Genomic DNA, 12,222 nt, shown 5'->3' with positions numbered 1-12,222 from the left:
CAGCAGTGATAGTCGCCTTTTTTATCAGGTGGCGGGGTTGGCCAGCGCCAGCACGTGCTCGCGGAGTTTTGCCGTGGCGCCTTGGCTGGCAACGGACGCATAGCCTTTGGCCAACTGCTCGAAATGGGTCTCGAACAACCAGGCGCGGTCCTGCGGGTAACGCTGCATATGGCGCAGGTTGCGCTGGCGCAAGGCGTTGCGCAGCGGTGACGGGAAGATGCGCAGGTCGGCGATATCGATCAGGCCGAACTCGCCGTCATCCATCAGCAGCACATTGCCCAAGTGCAGCGAGCGGAAGTACACGCCGCGCTCATGCAACTGGGCCATGAACTGGCCGAAACGCTCGATCAGTGACTCGCGCAGGCTGTTGTCCAGGCTTTGCAGCGCCTGGCGCAGGGTCAGGCCGGGCAGTGGCGTATAGCTGACGGCGCTGCTGGCGTCGTGCAGGCGGTAGAGGTCCAGAATCTGCGGTGTGGGGATGCCCAGGGCGCGCAATTGCTCGGCGTTGCTGGCAAACCGTTCGGCGTAGGGGTTGAAGCTGCCCGAGGTGTACCAGCGGCGCGCGCGGAAAACCTTGAGGAAGCGGCCGTCGGCCAGGCGCAGGACTTTGGGGCCGAGGCCGTCGGCTTCGATCACCTGGGCGTTGCTGCACAGTTGGTCGAACGCCTCGGGCTTGATCATGTGCACCGGCTTGCGCAGCACGCTGCGACGGCGCTGGGCAATGCTCAGGCCGGCAATGATGGCCAGCGGGATCCACAGCAGGAACCAGTGTTCCTTGGGCCGCGACAGGATGCCGCCACCTTCGGTCAGCCCGGCGCCGATACCGTAGGTGAGCAGCGACGAGGCCAGGATAAACAGTGGTTGCGCGCGTTCTTTCAGGCCTTTGTACAGTCCCCAGCCGATCATGAAGATCCACGGGATAAAGCCGATGATACCGACGTAATACAGTACGCCCAGGGCAAAGCTGTGCGGCTCGCGCAGCTCATAGCCGTCGGCCAGGGTCAGGTACAACTCGGAGTCGTAGCTGTGGCCGATCCATGGGTGTTCGGCGATGCGTTGCAGCGACATGCCCCACAGCTCAAAGCGGAACGAGCTGCCACGGTTGGTGATCAGTTCCGGATAGAACAGCAGGAGCCCCGCGCCGCCCAGGACCATGCCCGCTATCAACAAGGCCGAGCGGCGGTTGCGGCTGACGAAGGTCATCCAGAGGATCGTCAGGGTCAACGCTACCAAGGGCGTGCGCGAACCGGTGGCCAGCACCGTCAGGGTCATGATTGCCAGGGCCGGGATGCTGAACCACAACACCTGCAGGCGCTGGGTCGTCATGCAGATATACAGCCAGTAGACGCAGAAAAAGCCGAACACGTGGGAGCTCAGCAGCGGGTTGTCGAGGGCGCCTCGACCGCCAATCATGCGCATGCCCGTGCCGGGTTCAAAACCCTTGGAAAACGCCACGAGGTTACACACGCACACCACCAGCGCAATCACCGCCGCGCTGAAGAACACCGGCTTGAACAGGTCGTTGCGGTAATGCAGCAACAGTCCGCAACCCGCAAACAGCATGAAGGTGTGCAGGGGGCGCTTGAACAGGTCAGTGTCCGGGTGATGCTCGGGGCTCCAGAGCAGGCTGGTCAGCGCCCAGGCGGAAAATACCAGGAACGCGATCGCCAGGGGCTCGCGCAGCAGTTCCTTGATTTCCCTGGGGCGCAGGCACAGCAACAGCAACGTCGGGGCGCTGAAAAGGCCGTAGTAGAACTTGTGCAGCACATTGCGATTGGTAACAAAGAACAGCGAGCTCAGCAGCAACAACAAGCCGATGGGCAAAATCCACAGGACCAGGAAGTCGAAAACGCGATTTGAGCCATAGATCAGGCGCTTGGAGTGCATACAGTAAAGCCATTCCATTTTGAGAAAGCCGACCATCTTAAAGTAGTGGCTATATAATGTCGCTGGTTGGATCCAACCAGGCTGTGGGTCATGCAGGGTGCAAGTACAACAGAGAAGCTGTGCTAAAGTCAGCCTCCTTTTTCAAAACGCCGCGTGATATGACCGACTCCAGTCCGAGCGCAAGCCCTTCGAGCTTGAAAATATACTTCCGCCTGCTCAGTTACGTTAAGCCCTACGCCGGCTTGTTCGCGATGAGTATCGTCGGATTTCTGATTTTCGCGTCGACCCAGCCGATGCTGGGGTACATCCTCAAGTACTTCGTCGACGGTCTTTCCAACCCTGAAGCCGTGCTGTTCCCGACTGTGCCATTTCTTCGGGACCTGCAATTGCTGCAAGCCGTGCCGTTGCTGATCATCCTGATCGCCGCCTGGCAGGGCCTGGGTTCGTTCCTGGGCAACTACCTGCTGGCCAAGGTGTCCCTGGGCCTGGTCCATGACCTGCGCGTGCAGTTGTTCAACAACTTGCTGACGCTGCCCAACCGCTATTTTGACAATCACAACTCCGGGCACCTGATTTCACGCATCACCTTCAACGTGACGATGGTCACGGGGGCGGCGACCGATGCGATCAAGGTCGTGATCCGTGAAGGCATGACGGTGATCTTCCTGTTCGCCTCGCTGCTGTACATGAACTGGCGCCTGACGCTGGTGATGATCGCCATCCTGCCGTTGATCGCAGTGATGGTGAGCACGGCCAGCAAGAAATTCCGCAAGCAGAGCAAGAAGATCCAGGTGGCCATGGGCGACGTGACGCACGTGGCCTCGGAAACCATCCAGGGCTATCGCGTGGTGCGCAGCTTCGGTGGTGAAGTCTACGAGGAAAAACGCTTCCTCAAGGCCAGCCAGAGCAACACCGACAAGCAACTGCGCATGACCCGCACCGGGGCGATCTACACGCCAGCCCTGCAGTTGGTGATCTACACCGCCATGGCGGTGCTGATGTTCCTGGTTCTTTATCTGCGCGGCGATGCATCGGCCGGCGACATGGTGGCCTACATCACCCTGGCCGGCCTGTTGCCCAAGCCGATTCGCCAACTGTCGGAAGTCAGCTCGACGATCCAGAAGGGCGTGGCGGGCGCCGAGAGCATTTTCGAACAGCTGGACGAAGAGGTCGAAGTCGACAACGGCACCGTTGAGCGCGACAAGGTCAGCGGTCGCCTCGATGTACGCAACCTGAACTTCACCTACCCCGGCACCGAACGCCACGTGCTCAAGGACATCAGCTTTACTGCCGAGCCGGGGCAGATGATCGCCCTGGTTGGGCGCTCGGGCAGCGGCAAGTCAACCCTGGCCAGCCTGATCCCGCGTTTCTACCACCATGAAAGCGGCGAAATCCTGCTGGATGGTGTCGAGATCGAAGACTACAAATTGCTCAACCTGCGCAAGCACATCGCCCAGGTGACCCAGCACGTGACCCTGTTCAGCGACACCGTGACCAACAACATCGCCTACGGTGACCTGTCCGGTGCGCCACGGGCAGACGTTGAAGCGGCTGCGGCGGATGCCAATGCCAAGGACTTCATCGACCAGTTGCCCAAGGGCTTCGATACCCAGGTCGGCGAGAACGGTGTGCTGCTGTCCGGCGGCCAACGCCAGCGCCTGGCGATTGCCCGTGCCCTGCTGAAGAACGCACCGTTGCTGATTCTCGACGAGGCCACCTCGGCCCTCGACACCGAATCCGAGCGTCACATCCAGGCGGCGCTGGACAAGGTCATGCAAGGTCGCACCACCCTAGTGATCGCCCACCGGTTGTCCACCATCGAAAAGGCCGACTTGATCCTGGTGATGGACGATGGCCGGATTGTCGAGCGGGGCACCCACAGTGAGCTGCTGGCACAGAACGGCTATTACGCTCGCCTGCATGCCATGGGCCTGGATGCGCCGATTTCCGCCGACATTACCTGAACCTCCCTGTAGGAGCCGGCAAGCCGGCTCCTACATTGCAAAACCCTCCCGCAAACCTCCCACAACCCTGTGCTAATATCGCGCCCCTGTTCATTTTGTATGTGGGTTGCTCCATGAAGTTGTCCATGCCGCGATTCGATCAAGCCCCTGTCTTGGTGGTCGGCGATGTCATGCTCGACCGTTACTGGCATGGCGGTACCTCACGGATTTCCCCTGAGGCGCCGGTACCGGTAGTCAAGGTCGAGCAAATCGAAGACCGTCCAGGCGGCGCTGCCAACGTTGCGCTCAATATTGCCGCCCTGGGCGCCCCGGCGTCCCTGGTCGGTGTGACCGGCGATGACGAAGCCGCCAACAGCCTGGCCAACAGCCTGCGCGGTGCTGGCGTGCGCGCGCTGTTCCAGCGCATTGCCCATCAGCCAACCATCGTCAAGCTGCGGGTCATGAGCCGTCACCAGCAACTGCTGCGTATCGATTTCGAAGAACCCTTCGCCACCGACGCCCTGGCCCTGAGCGGCCAGGTCGACGCGCTGCTCGAAGGCATCAAGGTGCTGGTGTTGTCCGACTACGGCAAAGGCGCCTTGAAGAACCACCAGGAATTGATCCAGGCCGCCAAGGCCAAGGGTATCCCGGTATTGGCCGACCCCAAGGGCAAGAACTTCTCGATTTACCGCGGAGCCAGCCTGATCACGCCTAATCTCAGCGAGTTCGAAGCCATCGTCGGCGGTTGTGCCGATGAGCACGACCTGGTGACCAAGGGCGCGGCGCTGATGGCCGATCTCGACCTGGGCGCCTTGCTGGTGACCCGTGGCGAGCATGGCATGACTTTGCTGCGTCCTGGCCACCCGGCGATGCACCTGCCGGCACGCGCCCGTGAAGTGTTCGACGTCACCGGCGCCGGCGACACGGTGATTTCCACCCTGGCCGCCTCGATTGCAGCGGGTGAAGAGCTGCCCCATGCCGTGGCCCTCGCCAACTTGGCGGCGGGCATCGTGGTGGGCAAGTTGGGTACTGCGGCCATCAGCGCGCCTGAATTGCGCCGTGCGATCCAGCGTTCCGAAGGTTCGGAACGCGGAGTGCTGAGCATCGAGCAGTTGCTGCTGGCGATTGACGATGCCCGTGCCCACAACGAAAGCATTGTGTTCACCAACGGTTGCTTCGACATCCTGCACGCCGGTCATGTGACCTACCTGGAGCAGGCGCGTGCCCAAGGCGATCGCCTGATCGTTGCGGTCAACGACGACGCCTCGGTAAGCCGACTGAAAGGCCCGGGTCGTCCGATCAACAGTGTCGACCGTCGCATGGCGGTACTGGCTGGCCTGGGCGCGGTGGACTGGGTGATCAGCTTCCCTGAAGCGACCCCGGAAAACCTGCTGGCCCAGGTCAAGCCGGACGTGTTGGTCAAGGGCGGCGACTATTCCGTCGACCAGGTCGTGGGAGCGGATATCGTCAGCGCCTACGGTGGCACGGTCAAGGTGCTGGGCCTGGTCGAGAACAGCTCGACCACCGCCATTGTCGAGAAGATCCGCAACAATGAGTAACGCTGATAAGTGGGTCCTGATCACCGGCGGTGCCGGTTTTATCGGCTCGCACTTGGTCGATGCGCTGCTTGCCAAAGGCTACGGCGTGCGCGTGCTGGATAACCTGTCCACCGGCAAACGCAGCAACTTGCCGCTGGACAACTCGCGTGTCGAACTGCTGGAAGGTGATGTGGCCGATGCCGAGCAGGTAGCCCGCGCCGCCGTCGGTGTAGCCGCGGTGGTGCACCTGGCGGCGGTGGCCTCGGTGCAGGCCTCGGTGGACGACCCGGTCAGCACGCACCAGAGCAATTTTGTGGGCACCTTGAATGTCTGCGAAGCCATGCGCACGGCTGGCGTCAAACGTGTGGTGTATGCCTCCAGTGCCGCGGTGTATGGCAACAATGGCGAAGGTGCTTCGATCGACGAGGAAACCACCAAGGCGCCGTTGACGCCCTACGCGTCCGACAAATTGGCCAGTGAGTACTACTTCGATTTTTATCGCCGCCAGCATGGCCTGGAGCCGGTGATCTTCCGTTTCTTCAATATCTTCGGGCCACGCCAGGATCCGTCATCGCCGTACTCCGGCGTGATCAGTATCTTCAGCGAGCGCGTGCAGCAGGGCGTGCCGATTGCCGTGTTTGGTGATGGCGAGCAAACCCGTGACTTCATGTACGTGGAAGACCTGGTAGACGTGCTGGTGCAGGCCATTGAAGCGCCGGCCGCGCCGCTGGGTGCGATCAATGTGGGTTGGAACCGCACCACCACGCTCAAGCAAGTGCTGCAGGCGTTGGAGGAAGTGGTGGGTCAGTTGCCGGCTATTACCTACGGGCCGGCACGCTCCGGGGACATCCGGCATTCGCGGGCGAACAACCAGCGCTTGCTGGCAAGCTTCACGCTGCCCGAGCCGACACCGTTGAAGGTTGGGCTGGAGCGCTTGCTCGAAGGCTGAATGCAATCAAATGTGGGCGTTGGCTTGCCTGCGATAGGGGCTCCTCGGTCTACATGATGCACCAAGGTCCCCGCATCGCAGGCAAGCCAGCTCCCACAAAAGCCAGCCCCCCCCACATCAGTTTTGTTTCAAGCCTTTGCCTTCTTCTTCGGCACAATCTTGCGCAACACTCGCTGTGCCAGGCGCTTCAATTTCGATTCTTTCTCCGGCGCTGCCAGGCCCTGCTGGCGTAGCCAGTCCTTCCAGCGGATCCGCTCCTCACGCACCAGCCACCCTTCCTGCTGGGCGAAGCTTTCCGCCAGGTACAAGCCCCGTGTGCTCGCGGGGTACAACTGGTCTTTCTTGACGGTGTACAACTCGGCCTGCGGCTGGCCGTCTTTGAGCGGCATCAGGTACAGGTCCGGGCGCTGGCGGTCGAGGCGGGCGACCAGTTGGTCGCCTTCCAGGCGTTCATCCACATGGAACAGGCTGAGGGATTTGGCTTCCTTGGGTACTTCCAGGCGCAGGTCGTAAATCAATTGCAGCGATGCGGTGGGCAGGTGCACATAGGCGCGCGGGCGTTCGATCAGTTGGGTAGTGGCGCACCGCACCGGGCGGGCGGCGCCGGACAGCGGGCTGAGACGGAAGGGCAGGGCTTCGCGGTAATGCAACGCGGCAGAGTAGGGCGCCGGCAACCAGGTGTCATTGAAGCGGCCGCCGAGCCAGCCTTCCGGCGTCTCCAGCAGGCATTCTTCGGCAATTTCCTGGATGGCGGTGTGCAGCGGCAGGTTCAGTTCATGGGCGGGCACATAGCCGGAGATCAACTTGAGCACCACGTCGCCACGGTCCTGGCGGCGCTGGCGTACCAGCACCCAGTAATCCTTGTTTTGCCAATGCAGGGTCAGTCGTACCGACACGCCGAGGTTGGCCAGTTCCAGTGCGAAACGTTCGGGGTCGGACACCTCCACTGGCTTGCGCCGTTGCAGGGTCTGGGCAAAATTGAGCGGCATGCCGACGCTCTGGTAGCTCAGGCCCTCGGGGGTGGCTTCGACGTGCAGCGGCAGTGTTTTAAAGTTGCTGGGGTTCTTTCTTATGAGCGTTCGCGGCATGTCGGCTCCTTCTTGCGACGGGGTCGGCCGCGTCGGCGGCATCAGAGTTGACGAATGACCTGGGCAGCGGTCGCCACGTTATGGGCCAGGTGCAGCGGATTAATGGTCCCGACAATAGCACTGGCGACGCCCGTTTGCGCAAACAACAACGTGAAACTGGCCCGAATTGGATCCATTCCCGGCTCCAGGCACACATGGCCGCTGGCCAGGGCTTTTTTCACCAGGATGCCCTTGCCGTGTGCCGCTGCATAATCAATGACGGCTTTCTCGGCCTGTTCGTTCAGATTGTAAGTGACCATGGCGCAATCACCTTGTTCCAGAGCCTTCACGCCGCCCTCCACGGTTTTGCCGGAGAAGCCGAAACCGCGGATCTTGCCTTCCTGTTTCAGCGCCGCCAGGGTCTGGTAGACCTCGCAGTCGTTGAGGATGTGCAGGTCGTTGCCGTCGGAATGCACCAGCACCAGGTCGATAAAATCAGTTTCAAGTCGTTTCAAGCTGCGCTCGATGGACATTCGCGTGTGCGCTGCGCTGAAGTCGTGGCTGGACGCGCCATTTTCGAACTCTTCGCCGACCTTGCTCACGATCACCCAGTCCTTGCGCTGGTCACGCAGCAGCGGCCCCAGGCGCTCCTCACTCATGCCATAGGCCGGTGCGGTATCGATCAGGTTGATCCCCAGCTCGCGGGCCTGGCGCAACAGCATGCGCGCTTCGTCGTCACCGGGGATCTGGAAGCCGCTGGGGTATTTGACCCCTTGGTCGCGACCCAGCTTGACGGTGCCCAGGCCCAGCGGTGACACCATCAGGCCGGTGCTGCCCAGGGGGCGATGCAGGTCGTGCAGGGTGGGCAGGCTCATGGCAACAGTTGCTCCCAGGCAGGTACGCCGATGGCGGGTTTTGGCAGGTCGGGCAGGGGCTCACTGGCGCTTGGGCGGATGCCATCACGCTCTAGATGGGTGATGACTCGGTCGGCGAAGTCCGGCGCCAGCGCCAGTTTGGTCGGCCAGCCCACCAGCAGGCGGCCCTCCTCGGCGATGAAGGCGTTATCGGGACGGGTGAGGCCCGATTGCAGTGGCTCGGCACGGTCGACGCGCAGGGTGGCCCATTGGGTCTGGCTCATGTCGATCCACGGCAGCAATTGCGCCAGCTCTTTCTGGGCCGTGGCGATCTGTTCCTGGGGTGTGCGCGCCACGCCATCGGCTTCGGCAATGTCGCCGCCCATGTACCACACCCAGTTGCCATCGGCCGCCGGGTGGGTGGTGACGGTAATGCGCGGCTTGGTGCCGCCGCCCAGGCAGTGCGCATACAGCGGCTTCAGGCCGGGGCCCTTGGCGATGATCATGTGCAAGGGACGCTTCTGCATGGCCGGCTGGCTCAGGCCCAGCGCGGCGAGCAGTTCAGCCGTGCCTGCGCCGGCACTCAACACGATGCGCTGGGCGCGAATCTCGCGACCGTCGACCTTCAGGCCCACCAGTGTGTCGCCGTCGTGCAACGGTTCGATCTGTTGCCCGGCGAGCAAGCCGTCGCCGGCCAGTTGCGCCAGGCGAGCGATCAGGCTCGGTACATCGATGACCAATTCCGCCAGGCGATAGACCTTGCCCTTGAAGCGGCGGTCTTGCAGCGCTGGGGGCAGGTCGTCGCCCTTGACCTGATCCACGCGACCGCGCACAGCCTTGCTGGCGAAAAAGCTGGTGAGGTTGCCTGCGAGAGTGCCGGGGGACCACAGGTAATGCGCTTCGGACAGCAAGCGCACGCCAGACAGGTCCAGCTCGCCGTTACCCGCCAGCGCTTCACGCCAGCGGCGCGGCATATCGGCAATGGCTTCGGAGGCGCCGGTGAGGGCGCCGTGCAGGGCGTATTTCGCACCGCCGTGGATGATGCCCTGGGACTTCACGCTTTGCCCGCCACCCAAGGTGGCGCTTTCCACCACCACGGTGGAAAACCCCTGGCGGCGCAGGCGCGCATTCAGCCAGAGGCCGGCAACTCCGGCGCCGACAATTAGAACGTCGGTGGAAATAGGCATGCGCGCTGGACCTCATGGGTAGAAAAGGGGGCCTAGTATAGCGCGCAGCGACAAGGTGTTAGCTGCAAGTGCCACGTTGGAGGCGAGTCGTGTTGCTTTTTTCGTGTGGCATGTAGCGTGAGGCTCGAGGCTGGCAATTGCCTCAATGTCCTACTGTTTTCGAGAAAAGCTGTATCACCACGACCCCAAGCACAATGAGGCCCATCCCCAGCATCGCCGGAATATCCAGCTTCTGCCCGTAGATAAACAGCGCCGCGATGCTCACCATGACAATGCCCATCCCGGCCCACACCGCGTAGGCGACGCCCACCGGCACGGTGCGCACCACCAGGGTCAACATCCAGAACGCCACGCTGTAGCCGACGATCACCAGCAGCAGCGGGATCGGTGTGCTCCAGCCCTTGATGGCTTTCATGGAAACGGTGGCGATCACTTCCGAGCAGATGGCAATGGCCAGGTAGCAGTAAGCGGCGTTCATGGGGCAATCCTCGGGGTAGGGCAATCAGTCAAGGCTGGCATTCTAGAGTTTACTCAGATGGGGTAAAGTCATTACCTATCCGAATTAGAGATGGGTTAAGCCATGAGCGTGCAGTGGGATCTGGAGCAGATGCGCCTGTTTGTCAGCGTCGCCGAGCAGCGTTCGTTCTCCGCGGTGGCGCGCCAGCAGCGCAAGGCCCAATCGGCGGTCAGCAACGCGATTGCCATGCTGGAGGCGGACCTGGGCGTGAGCCTGTTCGAGCGTAGCAGCGGCCGCCAGCCGCGACTGACCGAGGCCGGCAGCGTGCTGCTGGAGGAGGCGCGCGAAGTGTTGCGCCAGTGTGAACGGCTCAATGGCCGGGCGCTGTCATTGACGCGCGGCGAGGAGGCTTGCCTGCGCCTGGCCCAGGATGAAGCCATGTTGTTCCAGCCGGTGCTCGACAGCCTGGAGGCACTGGCGGGGCAATACCCATTGTTGGAGGTGCAGTTATCCAGCGCGGCCCAGGGCGATGTGGCCCGCAAGTTGGTGGAGCGCAAGGCTGACCTGGGCTTGCTGTTCTATCACGATCAGATCCCCGAAGCCCTGGAGCGGCGCGTGGTCGGCAGCGTCGAGATGGTCACGGTGTGCGGTGTGAACCACCCGCTGGCCCGGGAAAAGTACGTGGATTGCCAACGGCTGGCGCAGTTCCGCCAGTTGCTGATGTCGACCCAGACCAGCGTCTACCCCGGCAGCGAAGCGGCAAGCCCGTTGGTGTGGCGCGCCGACAGTTTCTACGTGTTGGCCGAATGGCTGATGAGTGGCTTGGGCTGGGCCTGGCTGCCCCGGCATATCGTGCAGTATCCGACCTATCAGCAACAGATGGTGGAGCTGGACAGCGAATGGACGCCGCCGGCCCTGGTGGTCGAGTTGGTCTGGCGGCGCGATGAGCACCTGGGGCCCGCCGCACGCTTCCTGGCCAAACGATTTGCCGAGTGCTTGCAGGCGATCGACTGAAAAAGCCGATAAACTCCGCCGCCATGAATAGAACTCTCTACAGCTGTCTGTTTTACCTGGCGCTGCCGTTGGTGGCTTTACGTCTGTGGCTGCGTGCACGCAAGTCGCCGGCCTATGCCAAGCGCGTCAGCGAGCGCTTCTCCTATGGCTTGCCGGTGATGCAGCCGGGCGGGATCTGGGTGCATGCCGTGTCGGTGGGCGAAAGCATTGCCGCCGCGCCGATGGTGCGCGGGTTGCTGGCGCGTTATCCGACGTTGCCGATCACCATCACCTGCATGACGCCGACCGGTTCCGAGCGTATCCAGGCGTTGTTTGCCAATGAGCCACGTATCCAGCACTGCTACCTGCCGTATGACTTGCCGTGCGCCGCCAAGCGTTTCCTCGATCGCGTGCAGCCGAAACTGGCGGTGATCATGGAAACCGAACTGTGGCCCAACCATATTCATGCCTGCGCCCAGCGCGGGATCCCGGTGGCGCTGGCGAATGCGCGCTTGTCCGCGCGCTCGGCCAAGGGCTACGCGCGCTTTGCCAAGCTGACCGCGCCGATGCTGTCGCAAATGAGCCTGTTCGCCGTACAGACGCAGGCCGAAGCCCAACGATTCCTGAGCCTCGGTGCTCGACCGGAAACCGTCGAAGTCACCGGCTCGATCAAGTTCGACCTGACCATTGACCCAGGGTTAACGGCGCGTGCTGCTGCGTTGCGTGAGCAATGGGGTGCCAGCGAGCGTCCGGTGTGGATCGCCGCGAGCACCCATGAGGGTGAAGATGAGGTGGTGCTGGCGGCCCACCGTCGGTTGCTCGAGAGCTACCCCAACGGGCTGTTGATCCTGGTGCCGCGTCACCAGGAACGCTTCGGCCCGATGTTCGACCTGTGTGAGCAGCAAGGCTTTGCCACGGTGCGTCGCTCCACTGGCGAGCCCGTCACTGCGAACACGTCGGTATTGCTCGGCGACACCATGGGTGAGTTGCTGTTTCTGTACGCGTTGGCCGACAGCGCCTTCGTGGGTGGCAGCCTGGTGGCGACCGGTGGGCATAATCCGCTGGAGCCGGCAGCGCTGGCCCTGCCCGTGATCATGGGGCCGCACGTGTTCAACTTCCTCGAGATCACCGCGATGATGCGTGAAGCGGGTGCGTTGCGAGAGGTGGACGACGCTGAAGGGTTGGCCGAAGCCGTACGGCAATTGTTCGAGCTGCCGCAGGATGCGCGCACGATGGCGCAGGCAGGTCTCAAGGTGATGCAGGCCAACCAGGGCGCGTTGCAGCGTTTGCTGGAGGGCTTGGGAAAACTTCTCAATCACTGACATCAGGCATCAAATGAGGGAGCGA

The 12,222-nt window shown here is 62.4% G+C and carries 10 protein-coding genes; 5 read left to right on the top strand and 5 right to left on the bottom strand.

Annotated elements, in window-relative coordinates; translation table 11 throughout:
- Window positions 1-24: 24 nt before the first annotated feature.
- Window positions 25-1,887: a bifunctional O-antigen ligase/aminoglycoside phosphotransferase family protein gene (locus CQ002_RS12490; RefSeq protein ID WP_105161555.1), complete on the bottom strand. Its 1,863-nt coding sequence runs from the start codon at window positions 1,885-1,887 to the stop codon at window positions 25-27.
- A 158-nt stretch (window positions 1,888-2,045) separates the two neighbouring features.
- Between CQ002_RS12490 and msbA the strand changes: the two genes are divergently transcribed.
- The 3 genes from msbA (at window position 2,046) to CQ002_RS12475 (ending at window position 6,317) form a co-directional block, all read left to right on the top strand.
- A complete protein-coding gene (gene msbA / locus CQ002_RS12485; RefSeq protein WP_034105777.1) occupies window positions 2,046-3,851 on the top strand; it encodes a lipid A export permease/ATP-binding protein MsbA in 1,806 nt (601 codons plus the stop codon).
- Window positions 3,852-3,964: 113 nt separating this feature from the next.
- On the top strand, window positions 3,965-5,389 hold the full coding sequence (gene hldE / locus CQ002_RS12480) for a bifunctional D-glycero-beta-D-manno-heptose-7-phosphate kinase/D-glycero-beta-D-manno-heptose 1-phosphate adenylyltransferase HldE (RefSeq protein WP_105163095.1): 1,425 nt from the start codon (window positions 3,965-3,967) through the stop codon (window positions 5,387-5,389).
- Window positions 5,382-6,317: an NAD-dependent epimerase/dehydratase family protein gene (locus CQ002_RS12475; RefSeq protein ID WP_034105773.1), complete on the top strand. Its 936-nt coding sequence runs from the start codon at window positions 5,382-5,384 to the stop codon at window positions 6,315-6,317. Before hldE ends, CQ002_RS12475 begins: the two co-directional genes overlap by 8 nt.
- 128 nt (window positions 6,318-6,445) lie before the next feature.
- Here the strand turns inward: CQ002_RS12475 and CQ002_RS12470 are convergent, their stop codons facing one another.
- The 4 genes from CQ002_RS12470 to CQ002_RS12455 all read right to left on the bottom strand — a co-directional run bounded on the left by CQ002_RS12470 (window position 6,446) and on the right by CQ002_RS12455 (window position 9,903).
- Window positions 6,446-7,405 carry a hypothetical protein gene (locus tag CQ002_RS12470; protein WP_034105771.1) on the bottom strand — a complete coding sequence of 320 codons (960 nt, stop codon included), beginning with the start codon at window positions 7,403-7,405 and terminating at the stop codon, window positions 6,446-6,448.
- A 41-nt stretch (window positions 7,406-7,446) separates the two neighbouring features.
- Window positions 7,447-8,259, bottom strand: a complete 813-nt coding sequence (locus CQ002_RS12465) for an aldo/keto reductase (protein WP_034105769.1) — start codon at window positions 8,257-8,259, stop codon at window positions 7,447-7,449.
- Window positions 8,256-9,425, bottom strand: a complete 1,170-nt coding sequence (locus CQ002_RS12460) for an FAD-binding oxidoreductase (RefSeq protein ID WP_034105767.1) — start codon at window positions 9,423-9,425, stop codon at window positions 8,256-8,258. The genes CQ002_RS12465 and CQ002_RS12460 overlap by 4 nt, the downstream gene beginning before the upstream one ends.
- A 142-nt stretch (window positions 9,426-9,567) precedes the next feature.
- Window positions 9,568-9,903, bottom strand: coding sequence for a multidrug efflux SMR transporter (locus CQ002_RS12455; RefSeq protein WP_105161556.1), 336 nt, complete (start codon window positions 9,901-9,903; stop codon window positions 9,568-9,570).
- A gap of 102 nt (window positions 9,904-10,005) precedes the next feature.
- On the opposite strand from CQ002_RS12455, the gene CQ002_RS12450 reads away from it, so the two are divergent.
- Together CQ002_RS12450 and waaA are read left to right on the top strand one after the other, a co-directional pair.
- Entirely contained in the window at window positions 10,006-10,896 is an 891-nt protein-coding gene (locus CQ002_RS12450; protein ID WP_034105763.1) for a LysR family transcriptional regulator, read from the top strand.
- Between the two features lie 23 nt (window positions 10,897-10,919).
- Window positions 10,920-12,197 carry a lipid IV(A) 3-deoxy-D-manno-octulosonic acid transferase gene (waaA, locus tag CQ002_RS12445; RefSeq protein ID WP_105161557.1) on the top strand — a complete coding sequence of 426 codons (1,278 nt, stop codon included), beginning with the start codon at window positions 10,920-10,922 and terminating at the stop codon, window positions 12,195-12,197.
- The last annotated feature ends 25 nt before the right edge of the window (window positions 12,198-12,222 follow it).

Origin of the sequence: Pseudomonas sp. MYb13, assembly GCF_002980075.1 — a bacterium.
Classification (GTDB): Bacteria; Pseudomonadota; Gammaproteobacteria; order Pseudomonadales; family Pseudomonadaceae; genus Aquipseudomonas; species Aquipseudomonas lurida.
Note: the sequence above shows the minus strand (reverse complement) of the source record. Positions and strands in the feature narration are given on the sequence as shown.